15 protein-coding genes and 2 pseudogenes are annotated in these 18,892 nt (G+C 64.6%); 9 read left to right on the plus strand and 8 right to left on the minus strand.

Annotated features, from left to right (window positions below):
- Window positions 1-247 precede the first annotated feature (247 nt).
- Window positions 248-880 (plus strand): cell wall hydrolase, encoded by a 633-nt coding sequence (locus AAHM40_RS15155; protein WP_342245385.1) that lies wholly within the window; start codon window positions 248-250, stop codon window positions 878-880.
- A gap of 18 nt (window positions 881-898) precedes the next feature.
- Here AAHM40_RS15155 and AAHM40_RS15160 read toward each other — a convergent pair whose 3' ends face one another.
- The gene (locus AAHM40_RS15160) at window positions 899-1,258 is read right to left on the minus strand and encodes a hypothetical protein (RefSeq protein ID WP_342245386.1); all 360 of its coding nucleotides are present in this window, start codon (window positions 1,256-1,258) and stop codon (window positions 899-901) included.
- 461 nt (window positions 1,259-1,719) lie between these two features.
- Here AAHM40_RS15160 and AAHM40_RS15165 point away from each other — a divergent pair, with 461 nt between their 5' ends.
- The 8 genes and pseudogenes from AAHM40_RS15165 (at window position 1,720) to AAHM40_RS15195 (ending at window position 11,562) form a co-directional block, all read left to right on the plus strand.
- A complete protein-coding gene (locus AAHM40_RS15165; RefSeq protein ID WP_342245387.1) occupies window positions 1,720-3,039 on the plus strand; it encodes an amino acid permease in 1,320 nt (439 codons plus the stop codon).
- Window positions 3,032-4,312, plus strand: coding sequence for an aspartate aminotransferase family protein (locus tag AAHM40_RS15170; RefSeq protein ID WP_342245388.1), 1,281 nt, complete (start codon window positions 3,032-3,034; stop codon window positions 4,310-4,312). The genes AAHM40_RS15165 and AAHM40_RS15170 overlap by 8 nt, the downstream gene beginning before the upstream one ends.
- Before the next feature lie 10 nt (window positions 4,313-4,322).
- The gene (locus AAHM40_RS15175) at window positions 4,323-5,345 is read left to right on the plus strand and encodes a phosphotransferase enzyme family protein (RefSeq protein WP_342245389.1); all 1,023 of its coding nucleotides are present in this window, start codon (window positions 4,323-4,325) and stop codon (window positions 5,343-5,345) included.
- A 140-nt stretch (window positions 5,346-5,485) separates the two neighbouring features.
- Window positions 5,486-6,439, plus strand: coding sequence for a helix-turn-helix domain-containing protein (locus AAHM40_RS15180; protein WP_342245390.1), 954 nt, complete (start codon window positions 5,486-5,488; stop codon window positions 6,437-6,439).
- Between the two features lie 194 nt (window positions 6,440-6,633).
- Window positions 6,634-7,959, plus strand: a complete 1,326-nt coding sequence (locus AAHM40_RS15185) for a hypothetical protein (RefSeq protein ID WP_342245391.1) — start codon at window positions 6,634-6,636, stop codon at window positions 7,957-7,959.
- 341 nt (window positions 7,960-8,300) lie between these two features.
- Window positions 8,301-9,293: pseudogene (locus tag AAHM40_RS27300) on the plus strand (HAMP domain-containing protein); the annotation flags it as partial.
- A 333-nt stretch (window positions 9,294-9,626) separates the two neighbouring features.
- Window positions 9,627-10,151: pseudogene (locus tag AAHM40_RS27305) on the plus strand (methyl-accepting chemotaxis protein); the annotation flags it as partial.
- A gap of 181 nt (window positions 10,152-10,332) precedes the next feature.
- Window positions 10,333-11,562 (plus strand): DUF3422 domain-containing protein, encoded by a 1,230-nt coding sequence (locus AAHM40_RS15195; RefSeq protein WP_342245393.1) that lies wholly within the window; start codon window positions 10,333-10,335, stop codon window positions 11,560-11,562.
- A gap of 365 nt (window positions 11,563-11,927) precedes the next feature.
- On the opposite strand, the gene AAHM40_RS15200 is transcribed toward AAHM40_RS15195, so the two are convergent.
- From AAHM40_RS15200 to AAHM40_RS15230, 7 genes are all read right to left on the minus strand, one after another.
- Window positions 11,928-12,638, minus strand: coding sequence for a lipoyl protein ligase domain-containing protein (locus AAHM40_RS15200; RefSeq protein ID WP_342245394.1), 711 nt, complete (start codon window positions 12,636-12,638; stop codon window positions 11,928-11,930).
- A gap of 108 nt (window positions 12,639-12,746) precedes the next feature.
- Entirely contained in the window at window positions 12,747-13,496 is a 750-nt protein-coding gene (locus AAHM40_RS15205) for a class I SAM-dependent methyltransferase (RefSeq protein ID WP_342245395.1), read from the minus strand.
- 180 nt (window positions 13,497-13,676) lie between these two features.
- Complete coding sequence (locus AAHM40_RS15210) at window positions 13,677-14,834, minus strand: MalM family protein (protein WP_342245396.1); 1,158 nt, start codon at window positions 14,832-14,834, stop codon at window positions 13,677-13,679.
- Complete coding sequence (locus AAHM40_RS15215) at window positions 14,834-16,420, minus strand: outer membrane protein transport protein (RefSeq protein ID WP_446731575.1); 1,587 nt, start codon at window positions 16,418-16,420, stop codon at window positions 14,834-14,836. The genes AAHM40_RS15210 and AAHM40_RS15215 overlap by 1 nt, the downstream gene beginning before the upstream one ends.
- Before the next feature lie 24 nt (window positions 16,421-16,444).
- Window positions 16,445-17,449 carry a transporter gene (locus AAHM40_RS15220; protein WP_420847207.1) on the minus strand — a complete coding sequence of 335 codons (1,005 nt, stop codon included), beginning with the start codon at window positions 17,447-17,449 and terminating at the stop codon, window positions 16,445-16,447.
- Between the two features lie 37 nt (window positions 17,450-17,486).
- Window positions 17,487-18,248, minus strand: a complete 762-nt coding sequence (locus AAHM40_RS15225; RefSeq protein WP_028627330.1) for a C39 family peptidase — start codon at window positions 18,246-18,248, stop codon at window positions 17,487-17,489.
- 86 nt (window positions 18,249-18,334) lie between these two features.
- Window positions 18,335-18,784 (minus strand): DUF6160 family protein, encoded by a 450-nt coding sequence (locus AAHM40_RS15230; RefSeq protein ID WP_280285499.1) that lies wholly within the window; start codon window positions 18,782-18,784, stop codon window positions 18,335-18,337.
- Between the last annotated feature and the right edge of the window lie 108 nt (window positions 18,785-18,892).

Below are 18,892 nucleotides of genomic sequence, written 5' to 3' on the forward strand. Positions count from 1 at the left end.
CAAGGACACTCACACAATCTTGCCAATCCGGTATGAGCAGGTCTTCCCTAGTATTCCGCGAAGCAGAGTCCTAAACCCGGCCACAGCCATCGCCATCCGTGGCCTCCAGCGATTCGCAGATGGAATGAATCGCCGCGACCGGGGTCTATTTCCTCAAGCGGGATCGGCCCCTTGGCGGCCCTGCAGGTTGCCGTTCCTTGCTGTCACTGTGGCGGCCTCTATGGTGCGACTTCAGCGAGGAATGATCATGCGCCGGATAGCAGGGGCACTCTGCGTAGCCGTCCTGTTTCTCGGCGGCAGCGCGATAGCCGAAACCAAGGTTCAGGTGGCGGAAGACAAGGCCGAGGTGCTGGAAGAAAAGGCCGCCCATGGCCAACAGCCGACCAGCGGCGATGCACAGCCCATCACCCGCGGCGAGGCCCAGGCGGTAGACCCGGCCGGCGAAGCGCCGCTGGACGATGCCATCACCTGCCTCGCCCGCTCCATCTACTGGGAAGCCAAGGGCGAAGCGCCAGAGGAAATGGAAGCGGTGGCCAACGTGGTGATGAACCGGGTCGGCCACGAGGACTTCCCCGACACGGTCTGCGCGGTGGTCAAGCAAGGCTCGGAAACCAGGAGCTGCCAGTTCTCCTGGTGGTGCGACGGCCGCCCCGACGAAGTCGTGGAAGAGGCGCGTTACGAACAGGCCCGAGAGGTCGCGCGCAAGGCCCTCAACGGACAACTGCGCGACCGCACCGACGGTGCCCTCTACTTCCACGACCGCACCGTGTCGCCGGAGTGGGCACAGGAATACCTCAGGACCACGCAGACGCGGCGTTTCCTCTTCTACAAACCCCTCGCCGATGCACCGACTGCCGCAGGGGAAGACGCCAAGCCCTGAGCCCGGATTCCACCCGGGCTAGCGGCGCGACAGCAACTTCAGGCCGAGGAGGTCCCCCAGGACCTTTCTCAGTAGAGCCGGCCGGTACTGCTTGAACGCCATTTCCACCGCCGCGAAGTCCACATCCCGCTCTGCTTCCTGCGGGCCGATCCAGTAGCGGCTGTTGTCGCCGAAGGGCTCCCAGACCGCACAGTCATGGCCCCTGAATTGAAAGGTGACCAGGAACTTGTCGGAGCTGGAGGGTCGTCGGGGCAAGGTCCCCGATACCCCATCGACCCGCGCCAGCGTGGAAGCGACATCCGCAGCGGAGATGTAGGCATTCTCTATCTCGAAGGCATAGGTAATGCCCACCGCATTCTGGATCGGGAATGTACGCATGCGCTGAGAACCCTTCGCCTGAAGTACCGCCGTTTAGATTGCTCGCACATCAGTATTGAACCATCGCCAACGAACTGCCCGTGCAGACGGACGGAAATTTGCCGATGCGCCGATTGTCTCCCTCTCCCTGAAGAGGAGATGAGGCTGTCCGTGTACGCGGAGAGCCCCAATTACGCGAACTCGTCCCGAATGTAGGGGGATATCGCTCTTCATATCCACCACCGCGGCCGGGCCCAGCGCCGATGGTGGATCGGTGAAGCGTGATCCACCCTACCTTGTCTGTTCCGGAGAGGGAGGCGTCCGTCCAGCCGAAGACCTCCCGTCTCTCGGATCTCTCGTGCCGGCACCTCTTTGCGCATTCCTTATATCGCCGCCCTCCTCAGCGCCTTAACGTCCACTGGCCTGGCCCCTGCGCCTGGCGCGTGCTCCCAACAACAAGAAAACGCGAGGAACCAAACATCATGCTCAAACAAGGCGTTCTCGGCTGGCCCCAGATAGCGGGGCTCGGCGTCTCGCTGGTAATCGCCGGCCAGTTTTCCGGCTGGAACTACGGCCTGCTCGACAATGGCTGGGCCAATATGCTGCTGGCCACGCTACTGATGGCGGCATTGAGCGGCGGCCTGGCGCTGTGCATCAGCGAGCTGTCCAGCGCCATGCCCCATGCGGGAGGGGTGTTCGCCTATGCGCAAAGCGCGTTCGGTCCCTTCGTCGGTTACCTGGTCGGCGCCGCCTGCGCCATCGCCCTGACCATCGGCACCGGCGCCGCCGCGACCTTCGTCGCGTCGTACATGGAGTCGGTCTTCGGCTTCGGCGGCTGGCCGGTGAAGATCGCGCTGTTCGCCATCATCATCGGCATCCACATCCGCGGTGTCGGCGAGGCCCTGGGCGTCACCCTGCTGGCCGGCGCCATCGCCGCGGCAACCCTGCTGATCTTCGGCGCGGCGATGCTGCCCCAGGTCGAGACCGCCAACCTGTTCGGCGGCGGCGGCTTCGGCCAGTCCCTCAGCGTGCGCGGCATCTTCGCCTGCGTGCCCTTCGCGATCTGGATGTTCATCTGCATCGAGCAAGTGAGTTCCGCCGCGGAAGAGGCGGCCAATCCCGGCCACGCCATGTCGCGCGGGATAGTCGCGGCGGTCGCCACCCTGCTGCTGACCGCGCTGACCGTGCTGGTGAGCGCGCCAGGGGCGGCTGGGGTCGCGGTGGTTGGCGCCGCGGGCGACCCGCTGTACGCCGCCATGACCCACAGCGGGCGCTACGACGCCTCCAGCTGGCTGGCGCTGCTGGTGGGCTGCGGCGCGGTCTGCGGCCTGCTGGCGACTTTCTTCTCGGTGGTCTATTCGGCGTCGCGGCAACTCTACGCCCTGGCCCGCGACGGTTACTTCCCCGCCGCACTGGCCAGGACCAACCGCCGCGGCTCGCCCTACGTGGCGCTGCTGTTGCTCGTGGTGGTCGGCCTGCCGCTGTCGCTGGTTAGCCCGGAGAAGTTGCTGCTGTGCATCGTCCTGCTGCTGAGCAGCTGCCATCTGTTCCTGTTCGCCGCCTACATCCGCATGCGCCGCACCCACGCGCACCTGGTGCGGCCTTTCCGCCTGCGTGGCGGCCCGGTCATCGCCGGCATCGGCATGGTGCTGACCCTGGTGGTGATCGCCGCCTGCTTCCAGCTGGAGGTCGAGATGCTCAGCGCCGTCGCCGTGCTGGCCGTCGTCCTGATTCTCAACTACCTGGTGCGCGCCTCGCGTGCCGCCAAATCCCTCGCCACGGAGAACCCCGAACATGTCTGAGCAAGACCTTCTGCAACGCCGCCACCAGGTCATGGGCAGCCAGTCGCCCTTGTTCTACGACAAGCCGTTGCAACTGGTGCAGGGCCAGGGTGTGTGGCTGTACGACGAAGCCGGGCGGCGCTACCTGGACGTCTACAACAACGTGCCCTGCGTCGGCCACTGCCACCCCCGGGTGGTGGCGGCCATGGCCGGGCAGGCGGCGACCCTGAACATCCATACGCGCTACCTGAACGAGCGGATAGTCGCCTACGCCGAACGCCTGACCGGGACCTTCGACGCCTCCCTGGACAGTGTCATGTTCACCTGCACCGGCAGCGAGGCCAACGAACTGGCGCTGCGCATGGCGCGCTACTGCACCGGCAACAAGGGGGTGATCGTCAGCGACTACAACTACCACGGCAACACCACCACCCTGGCCGAGCTGACCACCGCCCTGCCCAGTTCCGAGCCCTTCTCGCGCCACGCCCGGGCGGTGCCCATCCCCTGCCTGTACCGCGCACCCACGGGTACCAGCGCGGAACAGCTGGCCGACCAGTACGTGGCCAAGGTGGCCGAGGCGATCGCCTCGCTAGAAGCCCAGGGCACCCGGCTGGCCGCCATGCTGATCGACACCCTGTTCGCCAACGAAGGCATTCCACGGCTGCCCGCCGGCTACATCGAGCGGATCGCCGACCTGGTCCACCAGGCCGGCGGCCTGCTGATCGTCGACGAAGTCCAGTCCGGCTTCGCCCGTACCGGCGCGCACATGTGGGGCCACCAGGCCCACGGCGCCGTGCCGGACATCGTCACCCTCGGCAAACCCATGGGCAACGGTTTCCCCCTCGCCGGGCTGGTGACCAGCCGCAGGCGGGTCGAGGCGTTCGGCGGGACCAACCTCTACTTCAACACTTTCGGCGGCTCGCCTGTGGCCGCCGCCGTCGGCATGGCGGTGCTCGACGCGATCGAAGACGAGCAGTTGCTGTGCAATGCCAGGGAAGTCGGCGCCCACCTCGCCACTGAGCTGGAGCGCCTGGCCACACGCCATTCGATCATCGGCGACGTGCGCGGCAAGGGCCTGTTCTTCGCCGTGGAGCTGGTGCGCAACTGCAGCGACAAGACGCCGGCCGGCATCGAGGCGCGCCGGATCGTCAACCAGATGCGCGAGCGCGGCGTGCTGATCAGCAAGATCGGCCCTGGCGACAACATCCTCAAGATCCGCCCGCCACTGGTCTTCACGCCGGCCGACGCCGACTTCTTCATCGACACCCTCGACACCGTGATGAACGAACTCTAAGGACACCGACATGAGCCAATTCCTCACCCTGAACCATGAACAACAGCTCGCCAGCCTCCATCGCCTGGCGCTGCGCGCCCTGCAGCAGTGGGAAGGCGAGTTCGTCCGCGTCGAGCTGGTCAAGTACCGCGAGAACGCGGTGTTCTGCGCGACGCGGGCAGACGGCCAACGCAGCGCCCTGCGCATCCACCGCGACGGCTACCACTCCGAAGAAGCCCTGCGTTCGGAACTGCTCTGGATGGATGCCCTCGCCGCGGGCGGGCTCCAGGTTCCGCAGATCATCCGCACCCGCGACGGCGAGCATCTGGCGCAGGTGCGCTGCGACGAGCTGGGCGAAGCGCGCTACGTCGACATGCTCGGCTGGCTGGCGGGCAGCAGCATCGGCTCGGCGGAGCACGGCCTGGAAATCGACGCCGACGTTGCCACGCTGTTCGCCGAGGCCGGCGCCGTGGCCGCGCGCATCCACCTGCGCTCGGCCCAGTGGCAGCAACCCAATACCTTCAGCCGCCACGCCTGGGACGAGGAAGGCCTGATCGGCCAGCAGCCGTTCTGGGGACGCTTCTGGGAGCTTGACCTGCTCGACGCGGCGCAGCGCGACCTGCTGCAATCGACCCGCCAGGCAGCGCGCGCGGACCTGCGCCGCTACGGCCGCACCCTGGAAAACTTCGGCATGATCCACGCCGATCTGGTGCCGGAAAACCTGCTGCTGGAGGACAGCCGCCTGCACCTGATCGACTTCGACGACGCCGGCTTCGGCTGGCACATGTTCGAACTGGCCACGGCGCTCTACTTCTGCCTGGACGATCCGCGCTACGCCGAAATCGAAGCCGCTCTGCTCGACGGCTATCACGCGGTGAAGCCATTGACCCCGACCGACCGCGCCACGCTGCCGCTGTTTCTGGCCCTGCGCGGATCGACCTACCTGGGCTGGGTCCATACCCGCCGCGAAAGCCGCACGGCCGAGGAGCTGGCGCCCCTGCTGATCGAGCGGGCCTGCCGGTTGGCGCAGGCTTACCTGGGCCAGCGCCGCTGAACCTGTGCGCTGAAACTTGGCAGGGAGGGGCAAGCAACTGGCGCACAGAGCAATGACGACAACGGATGTGCCGGCCACCATTGCCCGGCACATCCGTCGTCGCTGATGATTGACAGCCCGCAACACCAAGGTGAACCGCCATGACAGGCATAGCCCGACATCAGGCATTCGACTCGGACGAACTCGCCGGCGCGCTGGCCGGCTGGAGCCAGGACTACACCCAGCTGGGGCGCGGCAAGCTGCAGGGCGAACTGCTGCAGGTGCTGCTGCAGGACGCGTCGCTGATCTACGAGCAGTCCAACCTGCACCTGCACGAGAACATGGCTCCGCCGGCCGGGCAGATCGTCTTCGGCATTCCGCTGAGCGTCTCCGGCGACTCGCTGTTCAACGGCCACGTCCTGTCGCTCGATACCCTGCTGGTGCTCGAAGGCGGCCAGGAAATGGAAATCTGCGCCCCCGGCGAGATCCGCATGCTGGGGCTGACGGTCAGCCGCCAGCTGCTCGCGCGGGCGCTCGGGGCACAGGAACAGGAACTGCTCGAACAGGCGCTGCAGCGGCGCCGCCTGGACATTTCCCCGGCGGCCGCGCAGGACCTGAGGAGCGACCTCTGCAACTCGATCGGAGCCTTCGAACGTGAGGAGCGAAGCGCAGCGGTGGCCCGGCATAGCATGTCGGCCGTGATGTCGGCACTGGGCTGCGTCGTGCAGGGTCTCGACGACAGCCTGCGCGAAGGCGCAGCGCGGCTCTCGTCCAATCCCCGCGCCCTGGAGCAGCACCGCCGCCTGGTGCTGGCCGCCATCGAGATCATGCAGGCCAACATCGCCATCCCGCTGTCGATCATCGAACTCTGCCAAGCCCTGAACACCAGCCACCGCACCCTGCAGTACTGCTTCCGGCAGATCTGCCAGGCCACGCCGCTGCAGTTCTTCCTCTCCCTGCGCCTGGCCGAGGCAAGACGCCGCCTGAAACTCGCCCCGCAGCAGAACATCACCACCCTGGCGCTCGACCTCGGCTTCGCCAGCTCCAGCCACTTCTCCTCCCTGTACAAGAGGCTGTATGCCGAACAGCCCTCGCTGATCGGCCGCCGCAGCTAGGCCGGGAACCACACCTTCCCTCTCCCGCCGAACGCCCTGGAGCCCGCCAGCACGCCGGGGTGCCCGCCTCCCACGAATCTGGCACGCAGCATCAAACCCTTGGCAAGCAGGCACAAGGCCAGTGCACGGCAACTCCTTAGTATCCGGTCGCAGAAACGCTCCGCTGCCAATACCAAGAAGAAGGAAGCCTTGCCATGTCCCGGTCGAACCTGTTCCGACTTTCCACCCTGGCGCTGCTGGTGGGTGCCGCTACCCAGGCCAGCGCCTATGAGCTCTACGCCGACGACGACACCCACCTGAACGCCACCCTGGAGGCCGTGTACGGCTTCTTCCACAGCCAGGAAAACTACGCCACCGCGGGCTCGAAGAGCGAGGGGTCGTCGTCCTGGCGCGAGGGTTATGCCAAGTACGGCATCAGCTTCGACCAGGGTCTGGCAGGGGCCGGCACCAGCTATGGCGCCTTCAACCTGCTCAGCTCCGGCACCTGGGGTGATGGCGACGCAGCTGGCTTCACCGATGGCTCCGAGCGCACCACGAAGATCGAAGACGCCTACCTCGGCTGGCGCTCCGGCCAGCGGCTCGAAGCCCTGGGCGAGGACGGCGTGGACCTTTCCTTCGGCCGGCAGAACGTCATGATCGGCGATGGTTTCCTCATCAACGGCGATGCCCTGAACCTCGGCAAGGGCCTTGCCGACGGCGAGTTCAATCGTGGCGGCGCGTACTGGCTGGCGGCACGCAAGGCGTTCGACCAGACCGCCATCCTGCGCCTCGGTGGCAAGGACGGCCTGCGCGGCGACCTGATGTGGCTCAAGTCCGACAACCGCTCCCAGGCCAAGCCGGAGCTGCTGGTGGGCACCCTGGAACACGTGTCCGAGGCCGGCACTCTGGGTCTCACCGCTATCGACATTCGCGATATCGACGAGGAGTTCGCCAGCCCGTTCCAAGCCGAACGCGATGGCATGAAGACCTACAGCCTGCGCGGCCAGGGCAATGCCGGGGTAGAAAACCTGTTCCTCTCCGGCGAGTACGCCTGGCAGGACAAGAAGAACGTCGACGACGAGAACGCCTGGTACCTGGAAGCCGGCTGGACCTTCGCCGATGTGGCCTGGAGCCCGAGCGTGAACTACCGCTACAGCCGCTTCTCGGAAGGTTACGACCTGCTGTTCACCGGCTTCAGCCGTGGTTACGGCACCTGGTTCCAGGGCGAGGTGGCGGGCAACTATGCCGGCCCATTCAACTCCAACACCCAGGTCCACCACGTTGCCTTCAAAGTGACGCCGCTGGAGAACCTGAGCCTTGGCGCGCTGTGGTTCGACTTCAACACCCTGGACCGTGACCTGGGCAACTTCGATGGCCGCGAGGTGGATCTCTACGTCGAATGGGCAGTGAGTGAAAACCTGATCGTCATGCCCGTGGTCGGCCTCTACAAGCCTGATCGGAGCGCGGACGAAGGCGGCACCCAGCTCGGTGGCGACGACAGCAACCTCTACAGCCAACTGGTGTTCGTCACCGTCTTCTGACCCCATCCGGGGCGGCAACGTCCCGGTTTCTCCATGCGACCGCGTCCATGTCCAGCCCCAGCGTCAGCATCCAAAGCAAGATCACCCTGCTAGCGAGCCTCTGCCTGATCCTGGTGGTTGGCTTGCTGGTTGGCCTGTCGCTCTACCAGACCCGCGCCAGCACCGAGCGGGTCAAGGACTCCAGCGGGAGCATGCTGGCCGAAGCCGCGCGCCTCAACCTGCAGGCCCAGGGCAAGGTGCAGGCGCTGCAGATTCAGCGCAGCTTCACCCGCACCCACGAATTCGGCCTGGGCCTGGCGCGGCACCTGCTCTACCTGCGCGAGCAGGCCGCCCGAGGCGAAATGAGCGCCGAGGCGCTGCGGGCCGAACTCGCCGGTGAACTGCGTAAGGCCGTGGAGCAGCGCGCGGATCTGCTCGGCCTGTTCCTGATCTTCCAGCCTGATGCCCTCGATGGGCGCGATAGCGACTTCCGTGGTCGCAGCGACCTCGGCAGCAACGATGCCGGACGCTTCGCCCTCTATTGGTTGCAGGCGAAACCCGGTGAATTGCAGGCGGTTCCGGGCGACGAGAAGCTGCTCGCCGACACCTCCCCCGGCCCAAGCGGCGCTCCCTTCAATGCGTTCTTCACCTGCCCACGCGACAGCGGGCAGCTGTGCTTGCTGGAGCCCTACTTCGACGAGTCTTCCGGCAGCCGCAAGCTGATCACCAGCATTGCTTTCCCGCTGTTGGAGAACGGCAAGATACTGGCCGTGATCGGCCTCGACATCAGCCTCGATAGCCTGCAGCAGGATGCATTGGCCAGCAGCCGCGAACTCTATGAGGGAAACGGCCGCGTCAGCATTGTCAGCCCATCCGGCGTGGTTGCCGGCCATAGCCAGGATGCCGGCCAGCTCGGCAAGCGCCTGCAGGTGGTGCTACCGGACCAGGCCGCCGAAGTGCTCGAGTTTCTGGGCCGCAGCCAGCCCCATGGTTTCTTTGACAAGGGGCAGATCAGCGTGCTGGAACCCCTCGCCCCCATTGCCGGTGCAAAGCCCTGGGGCGTGTTGCTGGGCGTACCGCAATCGGTGCTGCTGGCCCCTGTCGAAGCCCTGAAAGTGCAGATGGATGACGAGCGCCTGCAAAGCTCGGCACTGGAGTTTGCCCTGGGCTCGATCGCCGCTCTGCTTGGTGTCGCGCTGATCTGGCTGGCCGCCCGCGGCGTGACCCGCCCGCTCCTGCGTCTGGCCGCCATGCTGGAAAACATCGCCGACGGCGAAGGCGACCTGACCCGCCGCCTGACCTACGCCCGGCGCGACGAACTCGGCCGTCTGGCGCTGGCCTTCAATCGCTTCCTCGACAAGCTGCAGCCCGTGATCGCCAAGGTCCAGGGTTCGGTGCGCGACGCCCGCGAGACGGCCGACCAGTCGGCCTTGATCGCCCGCCAGACCAGTGAAGGCATGCAGCAGCAGTTCCGCGAGATCGATCAGGTGGCCACCGCGCTGCACGAAATGTCCGCAACTGCCAATGCCTCGGCCCAGAGTGCAGCCCAGGCTGCCGATGCCGCGCGCAACGCCGACCAGGCCAGCCGCGAAGGCCTCGACGTGATCACCCGCACAACCCGCGCCATTCATGCCCAGGCGCGGGACATGAGCGAGGCCATGGCCCAACTCCAGACGCTGGCGCAAAGCAGCGAACAGATCGGTTCGGTGCTGGAAGTGATCCTCTCCATCGCCGGGCAGACCAACCTGCTGGCACTCAATGCCGCCATCGAGGCCGCGCGCGCGGGTGACGCCGGGCGCGGCTTCGCCGTGGTTGCCGATGAGGTGCGCAGCCTGGCGCGGCGCACCCAGGACTCCGTGGAAGAGATCCGCAACGTGATCGACAACCTGCAGACCGGCACCCGCGATGTGACCCAAGCCATGCAGGGCAGCCATGGCCTGGCGCAGGAGAACGTCAGCCAGGTGCAGCACGCGGTGTCGGCGCTGGAACGCATCAGCGATGCCGTCAACCTGATCACCGAAATGAATTTGCAGATCGCCAGTGCCGCCGAGGAGCAAAGCAGCGTCGCAGATGAAATCAATCGCAACGTCGAGGCCATCCGCGACGTGACCGAGTCTCTATCCGGCCAGGCTCAGCAGTCGGCCCAGGTGAGTCGCCAGCTCAACGAGCTGGCCAATCATCAGCAAGAGCTGATGCAGCAGTTTCGTGCCTGAGGTCCACAAGACCCTGGCGCGTCGACAGGCAGCCCGGCTGCCACTCCCCGTCGTCACCGACCTGAAGGGCTACCCGCCCTGACTGGTCGGTGGCACTCCCGTCACAACTTCTTCTCGGGTGTGACCGTCCCACAGGTGGGCCGCGTCATCGAAGAAAACCTCCCTGCCTGCAGAAGTCTCCATGCATCCACTACGCAAAGCCCTGCACAACGAGCTGCATTCGCGTCCATCGATCTACTTCCGTGATCCGGCCCACGTCTATCACTTCGCCTTCGCCGATGCCGAGGATGTCTGCGACGCCCTGGTAGAACGGCTCAACCAGGTCACCGACGCACCACTGGCGAGCAACGGCTCCCAGGGTCTGTTGCGGATGGGCGAGAACACCCTGAAATGGGAACGCCACACGGAGTTCTTCACCCTGACCCTGGTGGTACCACGCACACCAGGCGACGCCTTCTGGCCACCACTACCCGCCGAACTGGAAAGCCTGGTGGCCGACCACCGTCACCTGCTGATCAACGCCGACCAGGTGCTGGTGGAGTCCGAGACGAACTGGGCCGGCGAGACGTCAGCCTATGGTTTCAAGGACCCTTCAGGCTCCACCCTGGGCGGCGGTGATGCGATTGCCTGGTCCGACTTTCGCCTGACTGAAGACGGGGTAAACCGCATCCTGCTGGTCAACCGACGGCTCAACGCCTATCGCCTCGGCCGGATGATCCGTCGCCTGCTGGAGATCGAGACCTACCGCATGATGGCCTCCCTCACCCTGCCGGTAGCCCAGGCGGTGAGCCTGCAGTTGAAGGAATACGACAAGGAGCTGACCAGCCTTTCCGACCGCAACGCCGAGGGAAAGAGCAGCGCCAAGGTGCTGTCGGCCGATATCGCCGCCCTCTCCGCACGCATCGTCCGCAGCACCGCACGCACCCGGCAGCGCTTCAGCGCCACCGAAGCCTATGCGCAGATCGTCTTCGAGCGGATCAACGAGTTGCGCGAATCCCACATCGGCGATTGTCAGCGTCTGGGCGTGTTCATCGAGCGCCGCTTCCGCCCCACCGTGCGTTACTGCGTCGCCACCGACCAGCGCCTGGTTCGCCTGGGACAAAGCGTCGCCAACCTGGGCGACCTGCTGCAGGCGCGCGTGCAGGTTGAAGTGGAAGAGCAGAACTCGGAAATCCTGAGTAGCCTGAACGCCCGCGCCGATACCCAGATCAAGATCCAGAGGGCGGTGGAAGGCCTGTCCATCATCGCCATCAGCTACTACCTGCTGAGCCTGTTCAAGCTGTTCTACGGCGGCCTGCATACTCTCGGCCTGGATATGTCGCCGAAGACGGCGATCCTGGTAATGACGCCGGTGGTGGTGCTGATTCTTGGGGTGATCTTCTTACGAATCAGGAAGGCGAAGGGGCATTAGCCGAGCGCCGCCAGAGCTGTTGTGTGGGGGCGATTTCAATCGCTGAGCAGGTTGAAGACCTGCCTGTACGCCAAGGGGGCAGCTTTGCTGCCCATCGCGAATGAATTCGCCCCCCACAAGGTTTCTCGGCAGACGGGCGCAAATCGCAGGCAAAAAAAGACCCGGCAATTTGCCGGGTCAATAACCGTGATTAGCCTGATGAGGAGATAATCTGATGAGTCCGAAATCTGGGCTTGTCAGCTTATCCAGCTGGCCGCGAGGCCAGTGATTCGAATAATAATGATTCTCATTTTTCAGTCAAGTGATTTTAACTGCCAAATGTGAATCAATACCATTAACTGACCATCGCCCCCCTCTCCCCCCACTCATTCAAGCGCCAGCCCGGCCTCGGCCAGCGTCCGGCGGTAACCCTCGCGCAAGGGCTCTAGCCGGCTCCACACCTGCCCCACGCATTCTTCGAGGGCAATGTGGCTGCTGGCGCGAACGCGGTCTTCCAGATTGCAGCCACGATAGAAAGCATTCACCACCTCGACCATGGGCTCACGCTGGTTCTCCATCAGCACTGCAGCGTGGGCCAGCACGACATGGCGCCCGTCGTCGCGGCGACGGCGCCAGCGCTGGGCGGTGCCCACCAGCTTGCGTGCCGAGACGGTGACGTTGTAGCGACCGTCACAGAATGCACCGTCCACCTCGCCCAGCCCGCTTTCCAGGCCCATGCCGGACAGCCAGTCGAGCATGGGCTGGCTCAGGCGCAGGTAGGCGTTCTCGATGCGAGTCAACTCGCTCTCACGCGGTGGCAAGGCATAGGCCAGCGCGACATTGAGCACCGCCGAAGATTGCGGCACGGGTTCGCCGCCGCTGTCGCGCAGGGCGACGGGCCAGCCGAGCACCATGCAATCGGCCTCGGCAGCCGCGAATCCGGCCAGCCGGCTCATCCGCTGCGGCATCACCAGTGCGGCCTCCAGTGGTCGCCACAACAGCAGCCCGCACCCCTGCTCGCCTTGCTGGATGCGCTCCAGCAGTTGGCGTTCCGCGTCCAGTCCTGCGGTTACCGAAAATCGTGAAACCTGGTGCATGAGTACTCCCGCTCAAACGGCTTGCCACCACCGCGTTCCTGCAGCGCCAAACCGATATTCCGTTATTGCGCTTCTACCGTTGATGATGAACTCACCTCAACGATCTCTTCAGCTGACCCGTCCCAGATTCACCACCAACGGCCAGCTCACCCGGCGGGTGCTGGCTGGGTCGCCCCAGGCCTGCTGGAAGCGTTCCCGCAATGGGTCGAGGGGGTTGCTGCCGTGGGCGGCCTCGTAGGTCGCCAGGGCTGACCAGCTTTCCAGGTAGCCCAGCAGACGCGTCAGGTCCCACTCGGCATCCAGGGTAAATGGCGGGACTTCAATGCGTTCGAAGGGAAATGGCAGGGTGCGGTAGCCCTGTTCCACATGCTTGCGCTCCTCGGCCCAGTAGCTGCCGAGGATGTCGTGATAGAGGTGGCTGACCAGCGCGTCCACCTCAGGGGAAATCTGCGTGAGGTTGTAGGAGATCACCGCCAGCAGCCCACCCGGTTTGCTGACGCGTCGCACTTCCGCGTAGAAGCGCTCCAGGTTGAACCAGTGCAGTGCCTGGGCCACCAGCGTCAGCGACACGCTGGCGTCGGCCAGCGACGTCTGCTCGGCCGGCTCGCAGCGGTAGTCGATATTGGCTGCCGGCTCGGCCCTGGCCAGTTGCGGTGCACTGATATCGGTTCCCACCACACGCTGAAAGTGCCGGGCAAGGTCCTGCGTGGCCTGGCCGGTGCCGCAACCGCAGTCCCAGGCCAGGGACAGGTCGGGCGCCTGTTGGCTGAGCCAGGCAATCAGGGCAGGATCGTAGGTGGGACGATTGGCGCGATAGGCGTCGGAATTGCGGGTGAAGAGCGCGCTGGTTTCGGACATGGCAGAAGATCCGGTTCGGGCCGCTGGGGGCTACCAGCATAGCGCGGGCGAAGCCGTAGGGCTGACCTTGTAGGGGCGAATTGATTCGCCAAGGGCAACGCAGTTGCCCCGGAGATTCAGCAGGGCAGGCCTTCGGCCTGCTTGGCGATTGAAATCGCCCCTACAGCGGGCGTTCTGCGGTCATTTCACGATGGCCAGCTCGAAGGAGCCCTGATCGCTGTGTTCGTGTACCTGCATGCCCGACTCGCTCAAGGCGAGGTCCTGCAGGGGGCGTTTGAAGGGTTTGTTGTCCAGGGTCTGCAGACTGCGGTCCTCCTCGGTGGTGAGCAGCAGCACGTAACGCTCACCCTGGTTGGCGCGCACTTGCACGGTGCCTTCGATGAAGGCGTAGCGGTACCAGGTTTCGCCGTGGAGCTGGTAGACGGCGTCGCTCACCAGACGGGTCGGGCGCTTGGCTTCGTCGAGGAACAGCAGGGACGGATAAACGACCTGGCGGTTGGCGAAACTGCGGATGCGCAGGCCATAGCTGTGCTGTGAGCGCGGCAGCTTGAGTGCGCTGTAGTAACTGCGCCCCATGGGGAACTCGAAGCTGGGCGAGAGATTGTTCAACTCTTCATAGCGCGGCTCTTCGACCGAAACTTCGGTGAAGGCGTCATCCGGCAGTTGGCCGCAGCAGCGCTCCACCAGGCTCTGGTACAGCGCTTCGCCCTGCGCTTCGCTGCCTTCCAGCAAGGCTTTCATGGCGGCGGTGGGTTGACCGTCGAGGGACGGCAGCAACGCTGCCTTGCGCTTGAACGCCATTTCGCGGGCTTCGGTGTAGACGATGGGGCCGGGCCGTTCCTCGTCATCCGCGCTCGCCCTGCCCCGTGCCGGCACCGGCGAGTTGTGGGTGCGGCCCTGTTCGTCGACCCAGGTGAAATAGGCTGGCCCCTGTTCCGGTCGGGAGTAGCCGCGGCCTTCGAGCACGTCGGAATCGACGTACACCTCCGAGCGCTGGCCGTTGGGCAGGACGAAGTTGCGCTCCCCCGCCTCCACTTGCCCGGCTGCGTAGAAGCTGTTCTGCAGGTTGCCGCTGGCATCCACCCAGGTGAAGTAGCGCCGCTTGCTCTCACCAGCCTTGGCACTGCCGGGCCAGACCGTGCCATCGGCATCCTTGAGGCGCGCCTGGTCACTCTGGGCGATGCGTTTGGCCGCCTGGCGCTGCTGGTCGCTGTAGCGGCTGTCGACAAAGGTGTTGTGCACCCGGCCCTGGTCATCGATCCAGGTCAGGTAGCGGCCGCTGTTGGCCTGGGCGGTACCGATTAGGGTCAGGGCGAGAAACAGGATGGGCGCTTTCATCAGAAGGTCGTCTGGTAAGTCAGGGCCAGGATGTATGCCTTTACGGACGTCTCGACGTTCTGCCCGGCATAGGGGTTGTACACCAGATTATCGATACCGGTGCAGTTGAGGCTGCAACTCGTGTTGGCTTTGGTGCTTTGCTTGGTGGTGAAGTAGTTGAAGCCGATGTCGATGTTGGTGTCCTTGTCCCAGCGGTACCCCAGGCCCAGGCCGTAGAGATGGGCATCCCCGATGGGCGCGAGCACATCCGCCTTGTCGTCGGGAATCGCCGACGGTCGCCATTCGTAGCCTGCGCGCACGGCCAGCCTGTCGGTCCACTGGTACTGCACGCCGAGCGCCCAGCTCCAGGTATCGCGGTAGCCGCGGTCGAGGATGATGCTGTGGCTGGTGGCGTTGCCACCGCCAAAGTTCTTGGCGATGCGTAGCAGGTCCAGCTCGCGGTCGAACTCGATCTCGAACTCGTTCCAGTCGCTGTAGCCGCTCCACTTCAGGTCGACGTTGAACTGCCAGCGGTCGAAGGGCACGAGCTTGATCCCGGTGGAGAAGTTGTCCGGGTAGGTCATGTCCAGCGACGCGTTGCCGATTTCCTCATCGACGTTGCCATAAGGGAACAGCGGGCTCAGTACCTGTCCGAAGAGCGACGACTGCATGCCGGACCAGAAGCCTTGCCAGTCCTTGCTGTAGTCGACCCGGTACTTGCCCTGCAGGTGCATGCGCGCCTCGCTCTGGTAGGTGGCCCCCCAGGCGAACCAGTCGGTGGGCTCCCACAGGACGCCGATGTTCCAGGTGGGCGAGAGCGATTGCTGCAGGTCCAGGTCCATGTTGGCGAGGGTATCGAAGGGCCCGATCTTGCCGCCGCAGACGTTGATGATCCCCGACACCACCTCCCCCATTCCCGGCAGGCAGAGGAACTCGTTGAACAGCCGGGTCAGGCCGGTGAGGAAGCCCGGGTTGCGGAAGTCCTGGTTGAGGGCCATCGCCTGGTGGGAGAAACCGACGGACAGTCCGACCGCCAATTCGTCGTTCACCTGGTAGCCCACCGAAGGCGAGAAGTAGGTGATGCGCTGCAAGGCCACTTCTCGGCCCTGGTACCGCGCCGGGTCACTGTCTGAGTCCCGCGAATAGCCCAGGGCCATGGGCGCGTATACGTTGGTAGCGAAGGTGAACTTGGAGCCCGGCGGGTTGATCGACAGGCCCGCCAGCGGCGCGAACAGCACGGGGACTTCGGTCATGCCGCCCATGCCGGGCAGGTACATGGCCGGGGTCAGGGTGCGGCTGCTGGAGTTGGCGACCGGGTCGTCGTCGTAGCCGAGGAAGCCGTAGTCCTCCGGCGCTTCGAACTTGGCGCGGATGTCCATCACCCCGGTGAGGAACTTCACCGTGGTCTGACGGCCCTTGAGCTTGGTCAGGGCGGCCGGGTTGTAATGCACGGCGTCGATACCGGACGAATCGGCGGTAACGGCGTTGGCCATGGCCATCGCCTTGGGGTTGCCGATGGTCAGGTCGTTGGCCAGTTGCGCCTGGGCGATGCCCGCCCAGCACAGACCAACCCCGGCGATCGCCCGCGCAAGCGGCGAAAGATGCATGCTCATGAGGTGCTATCTCGCCGGTTACTGGGCCTTGAGGCCTTTGATGTCGAGGGGAACGGATAACCCCAGGAGTACGTCCGGTGAGTCTTCGGTCATGCCGAAGCCAGCGTTGACGTTGACGATGTAGTCCGGCGACGTTCGCAGGCCGAGGGAGAAGTTCATGATCGAGCTGGTCTGTTCGGTGCCCTCCAGATTCGCGGTCTGGAACTTGTAGGTCGGCTTGGTCGTGTAGGCCATCTGGTAGGAGGTGGCCAGGGACACGTCGTACGAAAGTGCGTAGGCAAAGCCCATGCTGAAGTTGAGGGTGTCGCCCGGTTCCACGTCTTCCAGGATGCGCCCGCCGCGCATCTGGTGAATGTCATGCACCGGCATGTTGTAGGTGTACCCGACCGAGCCGAACAGCACGACCGGGTCGATCACATAAGACATGTTGGCGCCTACGCCGAGGCTGTAGTAGCCATTGCCGGTGGACAGGTCGTTGTCGGAGTTGATGTCGTAGGGGCTCTCGCCCGTAGGCAGGCCGAGGGTGGCGAAAAGCGTGCTGACCGGCCGGCCGCGCGTCGCCGCCCAGGGCTGCCAGCGCAGGGACGCGGAGATGTCGCCGAGGCTGTAGACGTTCAGGTCGCGCTCGGTGTCGTACTTGGCGACGAAGGGCAGGCGCACGCTGAAGGTCAGGTTGTCCCACACCCCGTAATCGAAGGTGAAAGCGTTGGTGAAGGTGTGCTGGGCCTCGCTCTCGCTGAGCACGCTGTAGACGTTGGCGCCGGTACGGAAGGTTTCGACCCGGACATCGCGCACCAGCGAGTAGTCGAAACCGTAGGTGAGCGTGCGCTCGCCTTTCTTCAGCAGCGTGTAGCTCTTCTCGGAAGCCTGGAAGACTTCCTCCAACGCCTTGGCACTGTCGGCGTCGTCATCCTTCTTGCTCAGCGCATCACGTGCATCGTCCACCGAGGATTCCTCGGCCTGCAGCGGCAGACTGGTACAGAGCACCAGCATGGCCAGCCATGCGTATTCCCTTGGTCCCATGGTGCTATCCCCAGGTCTTTCTTGTTATGAGCGGGTGTCACTTGCGGCGGATGTAGCGGATATCGCCCCCCGAACCCAGTTCGTCGATTTCGTTCTGGGTGAACTTGGTGATCTGCGGAAATTCCTGGAACGCCAACAGGCTGACGATGCGGTCGTCCACCAGGCGCAGGTCACGCTCGGTGAGGGCCATGGCGTTCTGTGGTTCATTGCCCGAGGGGAAGATCACGAAGAGGACGTTCTGGTCCCAGATTTCCTCGAAGCGGGCACGGGTGAAGCTGATATTGCCGAGTGCGGGGTCAGCGACGAACACGTGGTCGTTGTAGACGTCGCGCACCACCACGAAATGCTTGAAGCCACCGTAGTGGATTGGAACGATGGCCGGATGTTCCAGGTCGTCGAGGTCGGCGAACTCGGCGCGGAAGCCGCCACTCTTGTAGCCCAGGGCGCTGACGAAGCGCTTCATGTCCAGCAGTGAAAAGCCACGACGCTCGACGATCTTGTCGGCTTCGCCATAGCGCAGCAGGCCTTCCATAACCTGGCGTTCTTCCAGGTTCCGGCCCAGGTAATAGTCCAGCAAGCTGGTCAGCGCGGCAGAACCGCAGCTGTAGTCATAGGCCTGGCGAATGACGTTGCGGAACTGCAACTGGCTCATCGGCTCCACCACCGCCGTCTCGCGGTAGGGGCCATTGGGTGACAGCGGTTGACTGATGTTCACCGAACCTTGTGGTTGCGGCTTGGTGTCCACCGACTGGGTGAAGCCAAACAGACCGAGCAAACTGCCAACCAGGATTTCGATCATTGCCGTTCCGACTACTCGACTCTTCGCGGGGAAAGCCCCCGCCGGACCAGGCCGGCGAGGCTCTCCGGATTACCGACCGAACGCGATCAGTGACCCCAGACCTTGATGGTGGAGCCGGACATGTTCATGTTGTTGACGGCCAGGGAGCCAATGCTGGCAGCGCTGGCGTCGCCGACACGGATGGCACCGACTTCGAGCTGACCAGTGATGGACGGCAGGCTGATCTGCAGCTTGTCGCCGCTGGCGCCGCCGTCAATGACGTCGATCTTCAGCGGGTCGCTGTCGAGGATGTCGAAGCCGGTGAAGGACACGGTTTCCAGGCGCAGCGAACCGGTGGTGGTGGTGCTGCCGACGGTCTCGGAGTCGGAGTAGACAATGCTGCCGATGCTGCCGTTGAAGCTACCGGAGATGCTGATGCCGTCCTGACCGGTCACACCGGACAGAGCGGAATCATCCATGGCCTTGAGGTCGGCCTGGGCCATGAACGGAGCAGCGAGCACAGCAGCGGCCAGAGCCAGTTGTTTGAAGCTTTTCATTCTTTTTATCTCCAAAGTTCACAGGTGGGTTGCCCCAGGGCCTGCCGTCGACTCCTGTCATCGGCAGTTGGACCGGCTCACGCCGATCTCCAGGCCGGACACTGATTC

It is taken from the genome of Pseudomonas sp. OTU5201, assembly GCF_038440135.1.
Taxonomy (GTDB): Bacteria; Pseudomonadota; Gammaproteobacteria; order Pseudomonadales; family Pseudomonadaceae; genus Metapseudomonas; species Metapseudomonas resinovorans.